The organism is Isoptericola variabilis 225, from assembly GCF_000215105.1.
Taxonomy (GTDB): domain Bacteria; phylum Actinomycetota; class Actinomycetes; order Actinomycetales; family Cellulomonadaceae; genus Isoptericola; species Isoptericola variabilis_A.
Map to the genome: position 1 here is coordinate 2817353 of NC_015588.1, position 19572 is coordinate 2836924.

Sequence of the window (19572 nt, forward strand, 5' to 3'; positions counted from 1 at the left end):
TCACCCACGCTTCTTCTGCCGGCCGATGAATTCGCTGTCGGTGGCGCGTCGTACGTTCTAGCGTGAGCCGAGGCGTACGAGGAGAACCCTGATGTCCGAGAATCCGGGCCTGGCCGTCGAGGCGGCCGGGCTGCTCAAGCACTTCACGTCCGGCAAGAAGGTGACCAAGGCGGTCGACGGGATCGACCTGGCCATCCCGACGGGCAGCGTCTTCGGCCTGCTCGGCCCCAACGGCGCAGGCAAGACGACCGTCGTCCGCATGCTCGCGACGCTGCTGCGGCCCGACGGCGGCACCGCCCGCGTGCTCGGCCACGACGTCGTGCACGACGCCGACGCGGTGCGTGCCGCCGTCGGGCTCACCGGCCAGTACGCGTCCGTCGACGAGGACCTCACCGGCACCGAGAACCTGCTCATGCTCGCCCGGCTGTACGGCTTCCGCGGGGCGGCGGCCCGACGGCGGGTCGAGGGCCTGCTCGAGGCGTTCAGCCTGTCCGACGCCGGCGGCCGGCAGGTCAAGACGTACTCGGGCGGCATGCGACGGCGCATCGACCTCGCCGCGTCGCTCGTGCTCGCCCCGCGCGTGCTGTTCCTCGACGAGCCGACGACGGGGCTCGACCCGCGCAGCCGCAACCAGGTCTGGGACATCGTGCGCGTCCTCGTCGAGGACGGGGCGACGGTGCTGCTCACGACCCAGTACCTCGAGGAGGCGGACCAGCTCGCCGACCGCATCGCCGTCATCGACCACGGCAAGGTCATCGCCGAGGGCACGTCGACCGAGCTCAAGCGCTCGGTCGGGCAGGGCTCGGTGAGCCTGCGCCTGGCCGACGCGAGGCGGCGCGCCGAGGCGGCCGCCGTCGTCGAGCGCCTGCTCGGCACCGAGCCCACGCTGCCCACGGACCCGTACGCGCTCAGCGCGCGCGTCCCCGACGACGGCGCCTACGCGGTGGCGCAGCTCCTGCCCGCGCTGCAGGACGCCGGGATCGCGGTGCCGGAGTTCACGCTCGGGCAGCCGAGCCTCGACGAGGTGTTCCTGACCATCACGGGCAAGCCGCTGCCGGACGAGGACGGCGCCCCGGAGGACGGGGCGAGCGAGCGCGAGCCCGTCGCCGCCGAGGAGGTGTCCCGATGACCGCCCAGGCCGAGATCACCACGACCACGCTGCGCGAGGCGGTCGCGCTGCAGGAGCGCCCGGCGCGCCCGTCGGCGCTCGCGACCACGCTGACGTTCGGCTGGCGCGCGCTGCTCAAGATCAAGCACGTGCCCGAGCAGCTGTTCGACGTGCTCGTCTCGCCCGTGATCTTCACGCTCATGTTCACGTACCTGTTCGGCGGGGCGCTGGCCGGCTCGACGACCGCGTACATCCAGTTCCTGCTGCCGGGCATCCTCGTGCAGACGATCGTCATCGTGACCGTCTACACGGGCTACACGCTCAACACGGACATCACCAAGGGCGTGTTCGACCGGTTCAGGTCGTTGCCGATCTGGCGGCCCGCACCCATCGTCGGGGCGCTGCTCGGCGACACGGTGCGCTACTCCGTCGCGTCGATCATGTGCATCGGGCTCGGGCTGATCATCGGGTTCCGGCCGGAGGGCGGCTTCGTGGGCGTGGTGCTCGGCGTGCTGCTCCTGCTGGTGTTCGCGTTCTCGCTGAGCTGGATCTTCACGATCCTGGGCCTCCTGCTGCGCACGCCGAACGCCGTGATGGGCGTCTCGATGATGGTGCTCATGCCGCTGACGTTCGCGTCGAACATCTTCGTGGACCCGCGCACCATGCCGTCCGGGCTGCAGGCGTTCGTCGACATCAACCCGGTGAGCCACCTCGTCACCGCCGTGCGCGGGCTCATGGCGGGGCAGCCCGACGGCGGCGAGATCGTCTGGGTGCTCGTCGCCGCGGTGGTGCTCACCGCCGTGTTCGGGCCCATCACCATGCGCCTGTACCGCACCCGCCACTGACGCACCGCGCTCCCCGCTGTGGGCGTGATTTCTGGCCCGGTTTACCCGCTTTGGTCGGGTCTTGTGGACCAGAAATCACGCCCACAGCGCTGACCGGCGCTCGGCGAGCTCCAGTGCGACGCGGACGCGCTCGACGAGCCGCGAAGGATCCCGGACGACGTCGTCCGCCACCACGACGATCACGGTCCAGCCGAGCTCCTCGAGCCACCGCCGGCGCCGGACGTCGTCACGCCACTGGGCACGGTCGGTGCGGTGCTGGTCACCGTCGTACTCGATCGCGATCTTGTGCGCCGGGTACAGCATGTCGACCCGCTTGACGTACTCGCCCCGCGGGCCGTACACGACCTCGTTGACCACAGGGCACGGAAGACGGGCGTCGACCAGGATCAGGCGCGTGCGCGTCTCCATGATCGAGTCCGTCCCCGCACGCATTCGAGGGATCTGCTCGCGCACCTGAGCGATGCCCTTGACCTTCCTCGTCCGCTCGGCCACCGCCGTCAGCTCGGACACCGTCGTGAGCGACCGCTTGCGGCGCATCATCGCGTCGCCGAGAACGACGATGTCGTCGGGTCGGCGAAGGTCGACGGCGACGTGGACCAACGTCTGCGCCGCCGTCGTCACCGGCAAGCCGTCGATCTCGATCGTCTCGAGGAACGCCTGGCGCGACCGGTGGGCGACGACACCAGCCCGCTGCGGTCGGTCGTCCGCCCGACGGGTGACGACGTGCAGCCGGTCGTCGTCCGCCAGGGTCCACGGCACCTCCACCCCGAGCAGCCGGAGGGCCGTCACGTGGCTGAACGCGACGCCGTCGTCGAGCGTCGTCGCGAGCGCGCGGCAGCGGGCGACGAGGTCGAGGCCGGCCCCCGCCCGGGCGCGGACGCCGTGGAAGGGCGCGACGAGATCCTCGCCGACCCGCAGCTGCTCAGGGGTGGACCCTGAGCGCAACGCCGACGCCACGCTGAAGATCACCGGCTCCGGAGACCGGGGAATGTGCAGCTCGCCCATGCTCCGACCGTGGCAGGTCGGCAGCGCCCCCAACCTTCGTTGTCCACAGCCACGCGACCACGTCGGTTGTGGGCGTGATTTCTGGGCCGAGAAACCCGCTCAAACTCGGCGATTCGGGCCAGAAATCACGCCCACAGCGAGGGGCCGCACCCGGTCAGGCGGCGGGTTCGGCGTCCTCCTCGCGCATCTCCTCGTCGCACCGGCGCGTCACGACGAGCACGGGGCACGCGGAGTGGTGCAGCACCGCCTGGCTGGTGGACCCGAGCAGCAGGCCGCGGAATCCGCCACGACCCCGCGAGCCGACGACGATGAGGTCGGCGGCGGTCGAGAACTCGGTCAGCAGCTCGGCGCCCGAGCCGTCGAGCACGTGGCGCTTGATCGTCATGCCGGGATTCTCGGCCTCGAACCGGTCGACGACGACGTCGAGCCCGGCCTTGATGTCGGCGAGCACCTGCTCGTGGTCGATCTGCGACGGCAGCCACGCGAGGATGCCCGCGCCCGTGCCGAGCGGCACGCCGGCGACGGCCACGAGCTCGGCGTCCCAGACCTTGGCCTGTGCCACCGCGTGCTTGAGCGCGACCTCCGCGGACGGCGAGCCGTCGACGCCGACGACGATGCGCCGCACCTCGTGCACCGTGTCGCCGTCGCGGCGCGTCGGGTCGTCGGCGCCCTCGGCGGCGCGGTGCGGCACCACGACGGTCGGGCAGTGCGAGTGCGCGGGCAGCGCCGACGACACCGTGCCGAGCAGCCGCTCCGTGAAGCCGCCGCGGCCGCGCGTGCCGACGACGGCGAGCCCGTGCTCCTTCGACATCTCGACGAGGACGCCCGCGGCGTCGCCGGTCGCCACCGTCGCCGTCACGCGGACCCCGCTGTCGGCCACGCGGGCCTGCGCCTCGGCGAGGACCGCCTTGGCACCTTCCTGGATCGCCGTGTCGTCGAGCGCGGCGTACCCGCCGTCGAGCGACGCGGCGGTGAACGACGGGAGCGAGTAGCTGCAGACCATGTGCAGCGACCACCCCACGCGCCTCGCGTACGCCGTCGCCCAGTCCAGCGCGTGCAGGCTCGCTGCCGAGCCGTCGACGCCCACGAGGACGACCTCCGGTCGTGTCATCTCACGCCTCCCGTCTGCGCGTCCAGGTCCGCTCCCTCGGGAACCCTGTGCAGTTCAAGCGTAACGAAAGGTACACGCAAGGCACAGCAAAGCGCACCCGGGGTGCGTCGCGGCCGCGCGGCACGCCGACGCACGCGTTCCCGGGACAGCACACGAGCGGGCGCGGTACCCGACCCGGGAGGGAGAGGTGCCGCGCCCGCTCGTGCGGAGGAGCCGCGGTGCGTCAGCCGGTGATGCGCAGGAACACCGGGTTCGACTGCCAGAGGCTGCTCTGACGGACGATCCAGCCACCGGGGCGGGTGGCCTCGACCTGCTGGCCGCCGCCGATGTAGATCGAGATGTGACCGGGCGACCAGATGAGGTCGCCGGGTCGGGCCTGCGACGCCGACACGACGGTGACGTTGCTGGCGTAGCGCATGCCGCTCGACGTCCGCGGGAGCGAGATGCCGAACTGCGAGTACACGTACGTGACGAGACCCGAGCAGTCCATGCCGGACGGGCTGGCGCCGCCGACCACGTACGGGGTGCCGATGTAGCGCTGCGCGAGAGCGGCCGCCGCCGCGCCGGTCTGGGCCGAGATCCCGACGCCGGACGAGCTCACGCTCGCCGTGACGGACGCCGTCGCCGAGCCGCTCGAGGAGGAGGACGACGTCGTGGTCGCCTTGCGCTCCGGCTCCGGCTCGGGCTCGGGCTCCGGGGCCGGGGTGATGGCCTTGTCGACCTTCTCGAGGCTGATCGTGTCGACCGACAGCGTCGCGTCGCCGGCGACGGTGACCACGGGGGCGGCCTCCAGAGCCTGGCGGGCCTGGTCGGTGAGGGCACCGAGGTCGACGGTGCTGAGCTTGTTGGCCGCGTCGTTGTCGACCGGGGCGGCCTGGGCGGTCGTGGCGGTGCCGAGCGTCGAGATCAGCAGACCACCGGCGGTGGCGACGACGGCGGCGCGTCGGCCGGCGGTCGAGGAGCTGACGTCCTGGGTGAGCTTGGTGATCGGCGTGAGCGGACGGCGCGCGGCGCGGTGCCGTGCGCGCGTAAGACGTGCGTTCACGTGTTCCCTCTCCTGTCGCCTACGAAGTGAGCTGTCGGGTTCGGGTGGGAGAAAGCACCCGGCCGTCGGGACCGAGGTCCCTCGGGCTTCACCCCGAGGACGCCATCGCTGGCGCCCGAAGGTGGTTCCCCCGCTCCTGCCATGTCTGGTTCTGGGGATCCCTCGGCCGGTGGCAGGACTCGGCGTCCCGGTCGAGGGTCGACGGGCGGGTGCCCGTCGAGTGGTTGAAACCGTAGCGGACTTGCCGGGCGATGTCACGTTTCGATCACGGCTTGTGATCGACCCCATCGGAAAGGGCATCCCGAGCGTCCTGACCCGCCCGTGGCCGGACGCGAGGACGCCCCGCCGTGCCGGTGCACGACGGGGCGTCCTGGAGAGGCCGCGAGGCGGCGTCAGGCGATCCGGATGAACGTCGGGTTCGACTGCCAGATGTTGCGGAACTGGATCGTCTTGCCCGGGCGCGGGGCGTCGATCTGCGTGTTGCCGCCGGCGTAGATGCCGATGTGGCCCGGGGTCCAGATGAGGTCGCCCGGCTGCGCCTGCGAGCGCGGGACGACGGTGCCGGCGTAGCGCTGCTCGGCGGAGCTGCGCGGGATGCTGATGCCGGCCTGCTGGTACACGTACCAGGTGAAGCCCGAGCAGTCGAAGCCGCTCGGCGACGAGCCGCCCGAGACGTACGGGACGCCCACGTAGCGCGAGGCGATCGAGATGATGGTCGAGCCGACCGCCGAGTCGGGGATCGCGACGCTGGCGGTCGCGCTCGAGGCGGTCGAGGCGCTCGAGGAGCCGCTCGACGAGGTGCTCGACGTCGTCCGCGTCTCGGCGACGGGCGCCGGCTCGGGCTCGGGCTCCGGCTCGGGCGCCGGGGTGATGGCCTCCTCGATCTTCTCGAGGCTGACCGTGTCGACCGAGACCTTCGCGTCACCGGCGACGGTGACGACCGGCGCCGACGCGAGCGCCTGGCGGGCCTGGTCGGTGAGCGCGGCGAGGTCGACGGTGCTGAGCTTGTTCGCGGCGTCGTTGTCGACGGGTGCGGCCTGGGCGGCGGTGCCGGTGCCCAGGGTCGAGATCAGCAGACCACCGGCGGTGGCGACGACCGCGGCACGGCGGCCGGCGGTGGAGCTGGGTGCGACGGCGATCGGGCGGCGGGCGGCGCGATGGCGCCCACGAGTACCTGCGGTCACGTTCAACCTCTCCTGACGCCTACGAGGTCAGCTGTCGGGTTCGGGTGGGAGAAAGCACCCGGCCGCCGGACCCGAAGGCCCGTCCGGCTTCACCCCGAGGACACCGTCACCGGTGACCGAATGTGGGTCCCCCGCCCCTGTCGTGCGGTCGTCCGTGGAAGCGCGGTCGGTGACAGGGTTCGGCGTCCGACCGTGCACCCGCGGAATGTGCTTCCGCGAGCGACCCGACCGTACCGGAAAGTCCGGGCCGATGTCACGCTCCGGTCACGGAGCGGCGTGGCCGCGGGCGCACAGGGCCTCAGCGGGCGGCGACGAAGAGGTGCTTGGCCAGGTCCTCGGGCAGGTCGAGCACGGTCTCGGCGCCGTCGACCGACACCGTGTACACCGCGCCGTCGTACCGCGCGTTGATCTGCGCGCCCGGGACGAGCCCGGCGTCGGACAGCCGCGCGAGGAGCTCGACGTCGACCTGGAGTGGCTCGGCGATCCGCTGCAGGCGCACGGCGACCTGGCCGTCGGAGCCGCCCGGCGCGGCCGGCGCCCGGCCGGCGAACAGCGCCGGCAGCGACTGCACGCCCTCGAGGAACGGCACGTCCTCGTACTGCTCGCCGAGCTCGGACAGGCCGGGGATCGGGTTGCCGTACGGGTCGTGGTGCGGGTGGTCGAGCAGCGTGACGAGGCGCTTCTCGACGAGGTCGCTCATGACGTGCTCCCACCGGCAGGCCTCGGTGTGCACGTGCTCCCAGTCGAGCTTGATGACGTCCGTGAGCAGGCGCTCGGCGAGGCGGTGCTTGCGCATGACGCGCGTGGCCTTGGCCTGGCCGGCCTCGGTGAGCTCGAGGTGACGGTCGCCCGTGACGATCACGAGCCCGTCGCGCTCCATGCGCGCGACCGTCTGCGACACCGTCGGGCCCGAGTGCCCGAGACGCTCCGCGATGCGGGCGCGGAGGGGCGTGATCCCCTCCTCGTCGAGCTCGTAGATCGTCTTGAGGTACATCTCGGTGGTGTCGATCAGGTCGGTCACGTCCACTCCCGTCGGTCGGCCCGGCCCTAGTCTATTCGCACCCCCACCGGCCGGTACGTGCCCCGGGACGCGACTCCCGTCACGTGCCGTCCGCCCCGGGGGCCCTCGAAGCGCCGACCCGAGAGAGCCGACCATGACCCTCGTCATCCCCGCGTCCCTGCTGCCCGCGGACGGCCGGTTCGGCTCCGGGCCGTCGAAGGTGCGGCCCGCCCAGGCGCAGGCGCTGCTCGCGGCCGGCGACCCCGCGGCGCCCGTCCTCGGCACGTCGCACCGCCAGGCTCCGGTCAAGGACCTCGTGCGCCGCGTCCGCACGGGTCTCGCCGCGCTCTTCGACCTCCCCGACGGCTACGAGGTGACGCTGGGCAACGGCGGGTCGACCGCGTTCTGGGAGGTCGCCACGGCGTGCCTCGTGCGCCGCAAGGCGCAGCACGCGGCGTTCGGCGAGTTCGGCGCCAAGTTCGCGGCGGCCACGCGCCGGGCGCCGTTCCTCGAGGACTCGCAGGTGATCTCCGCCGACGCCGGCACGGTCGCGCGCCTGCACCCCGCGGACGACGTCGACGTCTACGCGACCCCGCACAACGAGACCTCGACCGGCGCGATGGTCCCGCTCGAGCGTGTCGTCGAGCCCGAGCAGGGCCTGCTCCTGGTCGACGCCACCTCGGGCGCGGGCGCGCTCCCCGTCGACCTCGCGCAGACCGACGTCTACTACTTCGCGCCGCAGAAGGTCTTCGCGTCCGACGGCGGGCTGTGGCTCGCGATCTGCTCCCCGGCCGCGGTCGCCCGCGCCGAGGAGCTCGAGTCCGACGCCGCGGCGCAGGGCCGCTGGGTCCCCGAGTTCCTCTCGCTCACGACGGCGTTGGCGAACTCGCGCCAGGACCAGACGCTCAACACGCCCGCGGTGGCGACGCTCGTCATGCTGGCCGACCAGGTCGAGTGGATGCTCGAGCAGGGCGGCCTCGAGTGGGCCGTGCGGCGCAGCGCCGAGTCGTCCGGGATCCTCTACGACTGGGCCGAGAGCCGGGACTGGGCGACGCCGTTCGTGCGCGAGCCGGCGGAGCGCTCGAGCGTCGTCGCGACGATCGACCTCGACGACGCGATCGACGCGCGGAAGGTCATCGCGACGCTGCGCGACAACGGCGTGCTCGACGTCTTCCCCTACCGCAAGCTCGGCCGCAACCAGCTGCGCGTCGGCACGTTCCCCGCCGTCGAGCCCGACGACGTGCGCGCGCTGACCGCCTGCGTCGACCACGTCGTGGAGCGTCTCGCCTGACCGGACCGGGTGGGTCCCGGCGGAAGCGGTTTGCTACCTTTCGCGGCGACCGCACCTGCCCGCGATCACCCCGGAGGGGCTCATGCCCGAGATCGACCACTTCACCTACGGCGTCGTCACACCGGCGCTCGCCTACCTCGCGTCGTGCATCGGCGCCGCGACCGGACTGTCCGCGACGTCCCGTGCCCGCGCCGCACGCACCGCGCGCGAGCGGGCCGTCTGGCTCGTGGTGGGAGCCGTGGCCATCGGCGGCACCGCCATCTGGGTCATGCACTTCATCGCGATGCTCGGCTTCACCGTCGACGGCATGCCGATCAACTACGACATGACCACGACCGTCCTGAGCGCGCTCGTCGCGATCCTGGTCGTGGCCGCGGGGCTGTTCCTCGTCGGCTTCAAGGGCGACCGGCTCCCCTTCCTGCTCGGCGGCGGCATGGTCGCCGGCCTCGGCGTCGCGGCGATGCACTACATGGGCATGGCCGCGATGCGCATGACGGGGCACGTCCACTACACGGGCTGGGTCGTCGGCGTCTCGGTCCTCATCGCGGTCGTCGCGGCGACCGCCGCGCTGTGGCTCTCGGTCAACGTGCGCGGCGCGCTCGCGACGACGGGGGCCGCGATGGTCATGGGCGTCGCCGTGGCGGGCATGCACTACACGGGCATGGCGGCCGTGCACGTCACGGGCGAGCCCGGCACGCCCACGGAGGGCACGACGCTGTTCAACCTCATCGGGCCGCTCATCCTCGTCGTCGTCGGCCTGACGCTCACGCTCACGTTCATCGTCGCGATGTGGCCGACCGAGGACGAGATGCGCGAGCAGGAGGAGCTCGAGGAGCGCATCCGCCGCGCGAAGGAGCGCGCCGCCCGCGTCTGACGCCGCCGCCCGCGGTCGCGGTCGCGGTCCCATGCCTCGGACAACGCCTTCCGCCATGCGGGACGCGCTGCTAGAACAGGGACCACGTCGTGACGGGAGGTGACCTGTGCTCGAGACCGACCAGTTCGCCTACGGGGTGATCGTGCCCGTCCTCGCCTTCGTGGTGTCCTGCCTCGGGTGCGGGCTCGGGCTCGCCGCAGCAGCGCGCGGACGCGCGGCGTCGTCGCGGCTCCACCGCGGGGCGTGGCTCGTCGTCGCGGCGATCGCGGTCGGCGGCGTCGGCGTGTGGTCGCTGCACGCGGCCGCCCTGCTCGGGTTCGACGTCGAGGGCGCCGAGGTCCGCTACGACGTCCCGACGGCGGCCGCGAGCGTCGGCGTCGCCGTCCTGCTCGTCGGCGCCGGCCTGCGCGTGGTGAGCGCGCGCGGCGACCGGCCGGCGGCGCTCGCCCTCGGCGGGGCCCTGGCGGGGCTGGGCGTCGTGGGCACGCACCACGTCGGCGTGGCCGCCGTGCGCCTGGAGGGCGAGATCCACCTGCACCCGGCGCCGGTCGCGGCGTCGGCCGTCCTGGCGGTCGCGGGCGCGGTCCTCGCCCTGCGCTGGAACGTGCTGCACCGGGACTGGCGCACGACGACGGGCGCCGCGCTCGCGCTGGGCCTCGCGGTCTCGGGCACGCACTACACGGGCATGGCGGCCGTGTCGGTGTCCGGTGCGGGCGGCGAGGTCCTCACCGGCACCGACCCGGGCGTGCTGGTGACCCCGTTCCTCGTCCTCGTCGTCGGCACGACGATCGTGCTCGCGTTCGTCGTCTGCCTGTGGCCGACGGAGGAGGAGATCCGGGCGCAGGGCGTGCTGGCCGCCCGACGGCGCTACGCGGCCTTGGCGACGTCCTCGGCGTCGGCGCGCCCGAGCTCGTCGCGCAGCTCGTCCCGCGTGACGCCGTCGAGGTAGACGACCTCGAGGTGGGGCCGCTGCAGCAGGCGGTAGCGGACCTTGAGGTGCCAGTTGCGCACGGCCCACACGGTCGCGCCGGCCGCGACGACGAACGTGGCGATCGAGCCCACGAGGATCGCCCAGCGCGGGCCCAGCGTCTCGCCGACCCAGCCCACGAACGGTGACCCGACCGGCGTCGCGCCGAGGAACACCATCATGTAGAGCGCCATGACGCGGCCGCGCACGAGCGGGTCGGTCGACGTCTGGATGGTCGAGTTGGCCGCGGTCATCATCGTGAGCGACGCGAGGCCGACCGGGATGCACGCGAGCATGTACGTCTCGTAGGTCGGCATGAGCGCCATGACCGCCGTCGCGACGGCGAACGCGAACGCCGAGCCGATGACGAGCCGCACACGCGGCCGGTCACGCCGGGCGGCGAGCAGGGCGCCGGTGAGGGAGCCGATCGCCAGGACGGAGCCGAGGATGCCGTACTCCCCCGCGCCCTTGCCGAACTCGACGCGCGCCATCATGGCGGAGGTGAGCTGGAAGTTGAGGCCGAACGTCGACACCACGGCCATGACGACCATGATCACGACGATGTCGGTGCGGCCGCGCACGTAGCGCACGCCCTCCCGGATCTGCCCCTTGGCGCGGGGCGCCGACGGGAGGGTGCGCAGCTCGCGCGTGCGCATGAGCGCGAGCGCGATGATCGTGGCGCCGAACGTGAACCCGTTGATGAGGAACACCCAGCCGGCGCCGACGGCGGCGATGAGCAGGCCCGCGATGCCCGGGCCCACGAGGCGCGCGGCGTTGAACGACGCGCTGTTGAGCCCGACGGCGTTCGACAGCTTCTCGGCAGGGACCATCTCGGCCACGAACGTCTGGCGGACCGGGTTGTCGAGCGCGGACACGACACCGAGCAGCAGCGCGAAGCCGTAGACGTGCCACAGCTCGGCGTGCCCGGACAGGACGAGCGCGCCCAGCCCGAGGGCGAGCACGCCCATGCCGCCCTGCGTGGCCATGAGCAGGCGGCGCCGCGGCAGGCGGTCGGCGAGCAGGCCGGCCCACGGCGACAGCACGAGGAACGGCAGGAACTGCAGCGCGGTCGTCACGCCGACGGCGACACCGGAGTTGTCGGTGAGCTCGGTCAGGACGATCCAGTCCTGGGCGATGCGCTGCATCCACGTGCCGATGTTGGCGACGAGGGCTGCGGCGAACCAGATGCGGTAGTTGCGGTATCGGAGCGAGGAGAACGTCGCGCTCATCGTGCGGCGATCCTGATCAGCAGGTCGGTGGCTCGGGCCAAGGTCTCTCGTTCGTCGGGGGTGAGGTGGGACAGCTGCTGGGTGAGCCAGGCGTCGCGCCGACGGCGGGTCTCGACGACCTCGCGCGCGCCGGCGTCGGTCAGGCGGACCACGACCTGGCGGCCGTCGGTCGGGTGCTCGACCTTCTCGACCAGGCCCAGCTCTGCCAGCGTGTTGACCATGCGGGTCATGGCCGGCGGCTTGGTGCGCTCGTGCTCCGCCAGCGCGCCGGGGCTCATCTCGCCGTGCTTGTGCAGCACGGTCAGCACGCCGAACTGCCCCTCCGGCAGGTCCGCCTCGCCGCGCTGCGCGCGCAGCTGTCGGCTCACGCGGGTCAGGGCCACGCGCAGCTCGCCGCCGAGCGCGCCGGGTCGCGTGCGGTTGCGCGGGATCGAGGTGCCCGACGACGGTGCGGCGGCGGGTGCACCGGCCCCGGCCGGCGTGCGGGCGGCGGGCGGGGCGGGGTTCGGCATGCTTCTTACTCTAGGTCATTACCCTCGGTAACGACCAGAGGCCGCGGCCGATCGTGCGCGGTCTCACACCAGGACAGGCCTACCGGGCGAGGCGGCCGGCCCTGAGGACACCTGTCGCAGCACTCACCAGCGCGTGCGAAGCACGACGGAACTCGGCGACGCTGCTCTCGAGCTCGCGGCGGGCACGAGCCTGGTGAACGCGCCGGTCCTTGAGGCTCAGCCACCGGGCGAGCGACGGCACGTCGGCCAGCACGGCAGAGCGCTGGGCGAACCCCTCCGGGTCCAGGGTCTCCATCCAGACGGCGAGGCGGCGGACCCGGTCGGCGTAGCCGTCGGGGATCAGGCCGTGGGCACGCAGATCCGCCAGAGCCACCAGTTCGCTCGGCGGGCGTCCGGCATCGTTCTCCTCGAGCACCACCAGGCCCCGGGCGCGAGCCTCGACGAACACCTTCGCGAGCAGGCCGTCACGGTACGCGTTGGCCTGCCGGATCGGCTCCCAGTCCTCGTCGTACGCGTCGTTCAACCCCCACATCCGCGCGGAGCCACCGGGGAACCTGCCGGCCCTGCTCCGCGTGTCGAGCCCCGCCCGCCGGGTGACCTCCGCCTCGAGCGCGTAGCAGGTGTCGCACAGCGTCTGCGAGAGGCGGAACATACTCATGGGCCAGGTCCCGAGGAGGCACGCGGTGCACAGCCTCCCGTGCGAGATGGGCCGCCGGCCGACGCGCGTCATCCGCGCGGCCTGCCGGGGTCCCGGACGCCACTCGACGCCGCCGGACGGGTTCAGGAACATGTCGCTCACCAGGGCTCCCTTCGCTCTTTCCGCCACGGGTTCGTGGTGGACCGGTCTTCCTCCTGGGGCACCGTGCGCGAGGTTGCGCGGTTGCCGGACCAGCACGCGGAGGGCGTATCGCTGGTCGCTCGTGACCTGGGGAGAAACATAGCGGACGCCACCGACGCACGAGAAAGCGCACGGCCCGTGCTCGTGAGCACGGGCCGAGCGCGATGCAGCGTCGGTGCGGCCGGGCGCACCCGACGGACGGTCAGACCCCGAGCGCCGCCTGGATGGGCTCGAGCGTGAAGTACACGACGAACAGCGCGGACGCGATCCACATCAGCGGGTGCACCTGGCGCACCTTGCCCAGCGCGATCTTGATGAGCACGAACGCGATGAAGCCCGCACCGATGCCGTCGGCGATCGAGAACGTGAACGGCATGACGACGATCGTGAGAAACGCGGGGATCGCGATCTCGACGTCCTTCCACGAGATCGCGGCGACCTGGGCCATCATCAGGTACCCGACGAACACGAGCGCCGGCGCGGCCGCCTCGTACGGCACGAGCGCGACGATCGGCGACAGGAACGTCGCGAGCAGGAACGCCACGCCCGTGACGACCGACGCGAGACCGGTGCGCGCGCCCTCGCCGACGCCCGACGTCGACTCCACGTATGCGGTGTTGGACGAGACGCTGCCCGCGCCGCCGGCGACGGCCGCGAGGGAGTCGACCACGAGGATGTTGCGGGTCTTGGGCGGGTTGCCCTTCTCGTCGAGCAGGCCGGCCTCGCCGCCGACGGCGACCATCGTGCCCATCGTGTCGAAGAAGTCGGCGAGCAGCAGCGAGAACACCAGGAGGATCACCGTGACGATCGCGATGTTCTCGAACGAGCCCAGCAGGGAGAACTGCCCGAGGAGGCCGAAGTCCGGGACGGTGGCGACGCCGTCGAACGCCGGTGCGTTGAGGTTGAAGCCGTTGGGGTTGCCGTCGGCCTTGGTACCGATGTGCAGCGTGTTCTCGATGACGACCGCGAGCGCCGTCGCCGTGATGATGGCGATGAGCAGCGCGCCGCGGACTTTGCGGACGAACAGCACGATCGTCAGGACGAGCCCGACGACGAACACGAGGACGGGCCAGGTGCCGAGGTTGCCGAGCGTGACGACGGTGCCCGCGCCCGGGACGACGAAGCCGGCGTTGACGAAGCCGATGAGCGCGATGAACAGACCGATGCCGACGCTGATGGCCGTCTTGAGCTCGACGGGGACGGCCTTGAACACCGCCTCGCGGAAGCCGGTGAGCACGAGCGCCAGGATGATCAGGCCCTCGATGACCACGAGGCCCATCGCGTCGGCCCAGGTGACGCCCTCGAGCGTCGCGATCGAGTAGGCGACGACCGCGTTGAGGCCCAGGCCCGCGGCGAGCGCGATCGGGAAGTTGGCGAAGACGCCCATCGCGATCGTGAGCAGGCCGGCGACGAGCGCGGTCGCCGCGGCGATCATGCCGAAGTTGGGGCCGGGCTCCGTGCCGCCGCCGAGCACCTGCCCGGTGCCGTCGTTGACGGTGCCGATGATGAGCGGGTTGAGGACGATGATGTAGCTCATCGCGAAGAACGTGACCAGACCGCCCCGGATCTCGGTCCCGATCGTCGAGCCTCGCTCGGTGATCTTGAAGAAGCGGTCGATCGCGCTCAGCTCGCGCTCCAGCGGCGCGGAGGTGGTGTTCGCCATGGGCGCAATCGTGCCAGAGCCGGGGAAGGCCGCGGCACGCGCCGACCGGATCGTGACTGCGATTTAACACACAGGCCCCGCACGACGACGGCACCTACGATGGCGACGTGCCCTCCATCGTCAAGCTCCTGATCCACCCGGAGCTGCGCAAGCCCACGCCGCCGCCGCAGCGCGTGGACCTGCGGAAGGTCATCGTCGCGGGCATGGTCGCGTGGGCCGTCGCGCTCGTGGTGCTGGGCGTGCTGGCGGCGGTCGGGCGCGTGAGCACCGAGGTCGTCGTGACCTGCGTCGCCGGGCTGCTGCTCGGCTGCGCCGGGCTGCTGTGGGAGCGGCGGAACCGGCGCAGCTACCGCGGCGAGGACTGAGCGCCCGGCTCGGCGTCCCAGGCGGTCGCGGCCCACAGGCGCGCGGCGTCGTCGGGCGCGCAGAGCGCCGCCCGGAACAGCGCAGCGAGGCCGGGACGTCCGACGACGTCGGCCAGCGCGTGCGCGAGCGCGTCGGTGCCGGTGGCGTGCGGCTCGCCGTCGGCGCTCACCCACCACGCGACCGCCACGCCGTCGACGACCAGCTCCTCGTGCGCCCACCAGTGGTCGCCCAGCCGAGGGTCGAGCGCCGCCACGCGCGCGTCGAGCTCCCGCCGCTCCCCCGGCGACTCGGGCTCGGGCACGCCGTCCTCCCCCGCGACGGGCAGGTCGAGCAGGTCCGCGAGCGCCGACGCGTCGTCGGGCACCGCCGGGACGACCGGCCCGAGCTGGGCCCACCGCGCGCCCGGCGCCACCTCGAGGTCCTCGGCCGCGTGCACGACGGCGGTGCCCACCTCGAGCGCGGGCAGCCGGTCGGGCAGGGGGTCGAGCGCGGCGGCACGCCGCTCGTCGTCGAGGTCGCGCGCGAGCCGGGCCAGGCCGCGCCACACCGCGAGCGCGTCGTGCAGCGGCACGGGCTGCCCGACGGCGGGGAGCCGGTCGAGCACGACGGGCCAGTCGTCGACGTCGAGGTCCGCGAGCGCCTCGACGCCGCCGAGCGCGCGCCGCACCTCGTCGTCGAGCCCCTCGAGCACCGCATGTGCCGCCGGCAGGAGCGGGACGTCGTCGTGCAGCGCGAACGGTGCCTCGAACCGGTCGCGCAGCCACCACGCGGTGTACGAGGGGACGCCACGGCGCGGGGCCGCGAGGAGCACGCGCCGGGTGCGCGGCTCGCCGGCGAGGCGGCGCAGCGCCTGCGGCCAGGCGTCGTCGCCGACCGCGTCGAGGTCGGCGGCCGCCTCGACGTCGCCCACGGGCACCGCGGGACCGAGCCGGTCGGCGAGCACGGCGAGGTAGTCGGACCAGCCGTCGAGCCAGCCGGCCGGGTCGTCCGGGTCGTGCTCCTCGTCGGGCGCCTCGCGCTCGAGGCCCGCCTCCTCGAGGGCGGCGTCGGCGCCCGTGTCCGGGGTGGCGACGTCGGGCACCGTGTAGACGGCCAGGTCGGCGTGCGAGCCGGCCGCGGCGAGCGTGGCGGGCGCGTGCCGCGCCGCGGCGTCGGGCGCGACGACGGCCAGGTCGAGCACGTCGGCGGCCCACGTGCCGGGCAAGGTCGTCTCGCGCAGCGGCGCGAGCTCGCCGTCGGCCGTCGGCACGGGCAGCTCGCCGAGCCAGAACGGCATGTCAGAAAGCTGGTGGGCCCTGTCCCACCCGGCGTCTGACACGGGCAGGGCGAGGCGGACCAGCGCGAGGACCGCGTCGACGACCTCCTGCGCGCCGGCGTCGACCGGACCGACGATGCTGCCGGCGACCGGGCCCGGCCCGACGGAGGCGTCGGCCGCGTCCGGGTCGTCGAGGAGCGCGTCGGCGGCGGCGAGCGCGACCGCGCGGACGCCAGGGTCCGCGAGGAGGCCGCGCGGGTCGGTGCGGACGGCGCCGGCCCGCACGAGCACGGGGTGCGCCGCGTCCGGGTGGACGACGCGGACGCCGAGCGTGCGCGCGATCGCGGCGAGCGCCGCGTCGTCGTCGTCCTCGGGCAGCACGACCGTGCCGCGCACGCCCCGGACCGTCCGGCCGTCGGCGAGCGGGACGCGGGCGCCCGCGAGCGCCTCGAGCACCCCCGGGTCGGCGACGTGCGGCTCGAGCGCGGCGCAGATCGTGCGCCAGCGGTGCGGCGGCAGGCCGTCGGGCAGGTCGTCGACGACGTCGGCGAGGCTGACCGTCGCGGCACCGAGCGTCCGCGCGACGGCGTGGTGGCGCGGGTCGAGCGCCACGAGGCCCGGCACGACGGGTGCGAGCGCCTCGACGAGGCGCGCGTCGTCGCCCGCGGGGCCCGTGAGCACGACCGCCTCCTGCGGCGCGACGCCGCCCACGACCGGGGCCGCGCGGAGGGCGTCGAGCGCGGCCTCGCGGATCGCCGCGTCGAGGTCCGACGCCGGCAGCCCGGTCGGGACGAGCGCGAGCACGTCGCGCCGCGGCCCGGTGGATTCGGGAGCAGCTGCGGTGGTCTCGGTGGTCTCGGCGCCCTCGGTGGCGAGGCGTGCGAGCAGGTCGGCGTACGCGTGGCCCGCCTCGCGGGCCAGGCGCGCGGACGCAGGTCCGGGCTGCACCAGACGCCGGCCTGGGTCGACGGGGAACGACGCGACGAGCAGCGCCGGGAACGTCAGCGGCACGTCCGTGGGCGTGGGGGCGTGCAGGACGCGGGACGTGCCGCCGTCGGCGAGCGACGCCGTCGTGCCCGGGCGAGGCAGCGCCCACACGAGCGACCAGTCCGCGCGGCGCTGCTCGAGCGGCAGGTCCGCGAGCTCGGCGGCGTCGAACGTGCCCGTCCTCCGCTCGGTGACCCACCGTGCACCGACTTCGTCTACGAGGCGCTGTGGGCGTGATTTCTGGCCCGGTTCGCCCGATTCGTCCTGATCCTCGACAACAGAAATCACGCCCACAGCGGAGAGGGCGGGCAGCGCGAGGAGGAGGCCGTCGTCGACGGCGTCGAGCTGGGCGCGCACGGACGCGACGGCGTCGTCGTCGCGCAGCACGAGCTCGACGACGGTGTCGTAGGCGGCGTCGGGCTCGGTGAGCGCGTCGTCGTCGGGCAGGTCGCCCAGAGCGGGCGCCTCGAACGGCAGCCGCAGCACGGGCAGGGCGTCCCCGCGCTCGGCCACGGCCGCCCGCAGGCGCGCCGCGGCGTCCGACCCGCCGGACGTGACGTCGTCGAGCAGCGCCCGCGTGGCGGCGAGCGCGAACCACACTCCCCCGGTCCGCGAGCGCACCGCGACGTCGTCGGACACCGAGCGGACCGCCGCGAACCCGACGCCGAACCGCCCGACCTGGCCGGACCCGGCCGGCTTCGCCGAGGCCCGCAGGGACGCGAGCGACGCGACGCCGGCGGCGTCGAGGGGCGCCCCGGTGTTGGCCGCGAGGAGTCGCCACCCTCCGGGGCCGTGCGGCTCGAGGCGCAGCAGCAGCCGGCCGGGCACGCCCGCGCGCGCCGCGGCGTCGGCGGCGTTCTGCGCGAGCTCGACGACCACGCGGTCGCGGTAGTAGCCGCGGGCGTGGTCCTCCTCGGTGTTCGCGTCCTCGCGGAAGCGGGTCCCGGACCCGAGCCACGCCTCCACGACCGCGTGCCGCAGCGCGGCGGTCCCGAAGGCGTCGGCCGTCACGTGGTCCCGGCGTCGGTGTCGGGCGTGCGCTCCGCGTCGGCCGCGGACGCGGCGCGAAGCTCGACGGGCTCGATCACGTGGTCGTCGATGAGCGGCGCGTCCGCGGGCCACTCGGTCCCGGGCCGCTCGACGTCGGTCTCCGAGTGCGCCCCGCACCCGTGGTCGAACGAGACGACCTTGCCGTCGTCGGGCGACCACTCGTTGGCGCACACGCCGAAGAGCTGCCCGAGCGGGCCGGAGAGCGGCACGAGGAACGCGCACGTCATGCACTCGGCCGCGGACGCGACGGCGACGGGCGCCGTCGGGCCGTGCGAGCCGCGGTACCAGCGCTCGGCCGCGGCGTCGCGCCCGGCGGGCGAGAGCACGCGAGCGCGGGTGAGCGCGAGCTCGCGCGCGACGTCGTCGATCTCCTCGTCGCCCATCTCGGTCCAGCCGGGCTCGACACGCGGGTCGTCGGGCCGGTAGGGCAGCGTGTCGCCCGGGCCGAGGTCGCCGGGGCGCAGCCGCTCGGACCAGGGCACCCACTCGGGAGCGAGGATCGCCTCGTCGCCCGGCAGGAGCTCGACCTCGCACACGGTCGCGCTGCGACCGCGCGGCACGCGCGCGAGCGTGACGGTCCAGTGCCAGCCCCGGTACCCCGGCATGGCCGCGGCGAACCGGTGCGACATGAGCCGCTCGCCCTCGGCGACCGCGCCCAGGTGCTCGCCGACGTCCGAGGGCGACTCGGCGACGTCCTCGGCGGCGGCGCGCGCGAGGTCGACCGCCCCCAGCAGGACGGCGTCGTTGCGGGCGCGGGCGCTCACACGGCGCGCACGGCCCGGCGCGTCGGCGGCAGCGGTCACCATGGGATGTCCTCTCAGGCCTCGAGGTCGTCCGCGACGGCGCGCAGCAGCGTGGCGACCCGCTTGGCGGCGGGGCCGTCCGGGTAGCGACCGCGCTGCAGCTGGTCGCCCGTGCGGTCGAGGACCTTGATGAGGTCCTCGACGATGCCCGCCATCTCCGACGGCGGCTTGCGCTTCGCCTTGACGACCGACGGCGTCGGGTCCAGCACCTTGACGGACAGCGCCGACGGGCCGCGACGGCCGTCCGCGACGCCGAAGTCGACACGCGTGCCCGGCTTGAGGCTCGTCGAGCCGGCGGGCAGCGCGGACGCGTGCAGGAAGACCTCGCCGCCGTCGTCGCTGGCGATGAAACCGAAGCCGCGCTCTGCGTCGTACCACTTGACCTTGCCGGTGGGCACCTGAACCTCTTCGTGCTCGTTCGATGTTGCTCGTGGACGGC

The 19572-nt window shown here is 73.6% G+C and carries 18 protein-coding genes and 3 riboswitches; of the genes, 6 read left to right on the forward strand and 12 right to left on the reverse strand.

The genetic code is table 11. The annotated features are described in order from the left end of the window. The first annotated feature begins 91 nt into the window (after nt 1-91). Both ISOVA_RS12965 and ISOVA_RS12970 read left to right on the forward strand, forming a co-directional pair. Nucleotides 92-1129, forward strand: coding sequence for a daunorubicin resistance protein DrrA family ABC transporter ATP-binding protein (locus ISOVA_RS12965; protein WP_013839670.1), 1038 nt, complete (start codon nt 92-94; stop codon nt 1127-1129). Further along, nucleotides 1126-1953: an ABC transporter permease gene (locus tag ISOVA_RS12970; RefSeq protein WP_013839671.1), complete on the forward strand. Its 828-nt coding sequence runs from the start codon at nt 1126-1128 to the stop codon at nt 1951-1953. The genes ISOVA_RS12965 and ISOVA_RS12970 overlap by 4 nt, the downstream gene beginning before the upstream one ends. 75 nt (nt 1954-2028) lie before the next feature. Here the strand turns inward: ISOVA_RS12970 and ISOVA_RS12975 are convergent, their stop codons facing one another. The 5 genes from ISOVA_RS12975 to ISOVA_RS12995 all read right to left on the reverse strand — a co-directional run bounded on the left by ISOVA_RS12975 (nt 2029) and on the right by ISOVA_RS12995 (nt 7319). After that, a complete protein-coding gene (locus ISOVA_RS12975; RefSeq protein WP_013839672.1) occupies nt 2029-2958 on the reverse strand; it encodes a DUF559 domain-containing protein in 930 nt (309 codons plus the stop codon). Between the two features lie 154 nt (nt 2959-3112). Further along, on the reverse strand, nt 3113-4069 hold the full coding sequence (locus ISOVA_RS12980) for a universal stress protein (RefSeq protein ID WP_013839673.1): 957 nt from the start codon (nt 4067-4069) through the stop codon (nt 3113-3115). 223 nt (nt 4070-4292) lie between these two features. Next, complete coding sequence (locus ISOVA_RS12985) at nt 4293-5114, reverse strand: C40 family peptidase (protein ID WP_013839674.1); 822 nt, start codon at nt 5112-5114, stop codon at nt 4293-4295. Further along, nucleotides 5115-5281, reverse strand: a riboswitch (cyclic di-AMP (ydaO/yuaA leader). It abuts the gene before it with no gap. 225 nt (nt 5282-5506) lie between these two features. Then, nucleotides 5507-6298, reverse strand: coding sequence for a C40 family peptidase (locus ISOVA_RS12990; protein WP_013839675.1), 792 nt, complete (start codon nt 6296-6298; stop codon nt 5507-5509). Nucleotides 6299-6300: 2 nt separating this feature from the next. Beyond that, a riboswitch (cyclic di-AMP (ydaO/yuaA leader) is annotated at nt 6301-6462 on the reverse strand. A 134-nt stretch (nt 6463-6596) separates the two neighbouring features. Further along, on the reverse strand, nt 6597-7319 hold the full coding sequence (locus tag ISOVA_RS12995) for an iron-dependent transcriptional repressor DtxR (RefSeq protein WP_013839676.1): 723 nt from the start codon (nt 7317-7319) through the stop codon (nt 6597-6599). A gap of 133 nt (nt 7320-7452) precedes the next feature. Here ISOVA_RS12995 and serC point away from each other — a divergent pair, with 133 nt between their 5' ends. The 3 genes from serC to ISOVA_RS13010 all read left to right on the forward strand — a co-directional run bounded on the left by serC (nt 7453) and on the right by ISOVA_RS13010 (nt 10412). Next, nucleotides 7453-8589, forward strand: a complete 1137-nt coding sequence (gene serC, locus ISOVA_RS13000) for a phosphoserine transaminase (protein ID WP_013839677.1) — start codon at nt 7453-7455, stop codon at nt 8587-8589. An 82-nt stretch (nt 8590-8671) separates the two neighbouring features. After that, nucleotides 8672-9463 carry an MHYT domain-containing protein gene (locus tag ISOVA_RS13005; RefSeq protein ID WP_013839678.1) on the forward strand — a complete coding sequence of 264 codons (792 nt, stop codon included), beginning with the start codon at nt 8672-8674 and terminating at the stop codon, nt 9461-9463. 106 nt (nt 9464-9569) lie between these two features. Next, nucleotides 9570-10412 carry an MHYT domain-containing protein gene (locus tag ISOVA_RS13010; protein ID WP_013839679.1) on the forward strand — a complete coding sequence of 281 codons (843 nt, stop codon included), beginning with the start codon at nt 9570-9572 and terminating at the stop codon, nt 10410-10412. Here ISOVA_RS13010 and ISOVA_RS13015 read toward each other — a convergent pair. The 4 genes from ISOVA_RS13015 to ISOVA_RS13030 all read right to left on the reverse strand — a co-directional run bounded on the left by ISOVA_RS13015 (nt 10331) and on the right by ISOVA_RS13030 (nt 14672). After that, nucleotides 10331-11659, reverse strand: a complete 1329-nt coding sequence (locus ISOVA_RS13015; protein WP_013839680.1) for an MFS transporter — start codon at nt 11657-11659, stop codon at nt 10331-10333. The genes ISOVA_RS13010 and ISOVA_RS13015 overlap by 82 nt on opposite strands. Further along, nucleotides 11656-12171 carry a MarR family winged helix-turn-helix transcriptional regulator gene (locus ISOVA_RS13020; RefSeq protein WP_013839681.1) on the reverse strand — a complete coding sequence of 172 codons (516 nt, stop codon included), beginning with the start codon at nt 12169-12171 and terminating at the stop codon, nt 11656-11658. The genes ISOVA_RS13015 and ISOVA_RS13020 overlap by 4 nt, the downstream gene beginning before the upstream one ends. Nucleotides 12172-12250: 79 nt before the next feature. Then, entirely contained in the window at nt 12251-12694 is a 444-nt protein-coding gene (locus ISOVA_RS16565) for a hypothetical protein (RefSeq protein WP_143762136.1), read from the reverse strand. A gap of 284 nt (nt 12695-12978) precedes the next feature. Then, a riboswitch (SAM riboswitch) is annotated at nt 12979-13097 on the reverse strand. Between the two features lie 114 nt (nt 13098-13211). Then, nucleotides 13212-14672, reverse strand: coding sequence for an NCS2 family permease (locus ISOVA_RS13030; RefSeq protein ID WP_013839683.1), 1461 nt, complete (start codon nt 14670-14672; stop codon nt 13212-13214). Between the two features lie 107 nt (nt 14673-14779). On the opposite strand from ISOVA_RS13030, the gene ISOVA_RS13035 reads away from it, so the two are divergent. After that, the gene (locus ISOVA_RS13035) at nt 14780-15037 is read left to right on the forward strand and encodes a DUF2530 domain-containing protein (RefSeq protein WP_013839684.1); all 258 of its coding nucleotides are present in this window, start codon (nt 14780-14782) and stop codon (nt 15035-15037) included. Here the strand turns inward: ISOVA_RS13035 and ISOVA_RS13040 are convergent. From ISOVA_RS13040 to ISOVA_RS13050, 3 genes are read right to left on the reverse strand one after another with little or no spacing between them, the layout of a single operon-like run. After that, complete coding sequence (locus tag ISOVA_RS13040; protein ID WP_013839685.1) at nt 15019-18291, reverse strand: sacsin N-terminal ATP-binding-like domain-containing protein; 3273 nt, start codon at nt 18289-18291, stop codon at nt 15019-15021. The genes ISOVA_RS13035 and ISOVA_RS13040 overlap by 19 nt on opposite strands. Further along, a complete protein-coding gene (locus ISOVA_RS13045; protein WP_013839686.1) occupies nt 18288-19136 on the reverse strand; it encodes a DUF3027 domain-containing protein in 849 nt (282 codons plus the stop codon). Before ISOVA_RS13045 ends, ISOVA_RS13040 begins: the two co-directional genes overlap by 4 nt. Before the next feature lie 11 nt (nt 19137-19147). Beyond that, a complete protein-coding gene (locus tag ISOVA_RS13050; protein WP_013839687.1) occupies nt 19148-19531 on the reverse strand; it encodes a cold-shock protein in 384 nt (127 codons plus the stop codon). Nucleotides 19532-19572: the final 41 nt, after the last annotated feature.

Excerpts from the sequence above, each read along its gene's own strand:
- ISOVA_RS12980 (WP_013839673.1), bottom strand. The coding sequence starts at position 4,069 with ATGACACGACCGGAGGTCGTCCTCGTGGGCGTCGACGGCTCGGCAGCG.
- ISOVA_RS13045 (WP_013839686.1), bottom strand. The coding sequence starts at position 19,136 with ATGGTGACCGCTGCCGCCGACGCGCCGGGCCGTGCGCGCCGTGTGAGC.
- serC (WP_013839677.1), top strand. The coding sequence starts at position 7,453 with ATGACCCTCGTCATCCCCGCGTCCCTGCTGCCCGCGGACGGCCGGTTC.
- ISOVA_RS13030 (WP_013839683.1), bottom strand. The coding sequence starts at position 14,672 with ATGGCGAACACCACCTCCGCGCCGCTGGAGCGCGAGCTGAGCGCGATC.
- ISOVA_RS12970 (WP_013839671.1), top strand. The coding sequence starts at position 1,126 with ATGACCGCCCAGGCCGAGATCACCACGACCACGCTGCGCGAGGCGGTC.
- ISOVA_RS12965 (WP_013839670.1), top strand. The coding sequence starts at position 92 with ATGTCCGAGAATCCGGGCCTGGCCGTCGAGGCGGCCGGGCTGCTCAAG.
- ISOVA_RS12975 (WP_013839672.1), bottom strand. The coding sequence starts at position 2,958 with ATGGGCGAGCTGCACATTCCCCGGTCTCCGGAGCCGGTGATCTTCAGC.
- ISOVA_RS13020 (WP_013839681.1), bottom strand. The coding sequence starts at position 12,171 with ATGCCGAACCCCGCCCCGCCCGCCGCCCGCACGCCGGCCGGGGCCGGT.
- ISOVA_RS13015 (WP_013839680.1), bottom strand. The coding sequence starts at position 11,659 with ATGAGCGCGACGTTCTCCTCGCTCCGATACCGCAACTACCGCATCTGG.
- ISOVA_RS13005 (WP_013839678.1), top strand. The coding sequence starts at position 8,672 with ATGCCCGAGATCGACCACTTCACCTACGGCGTCGTCACACCGGCGCTC.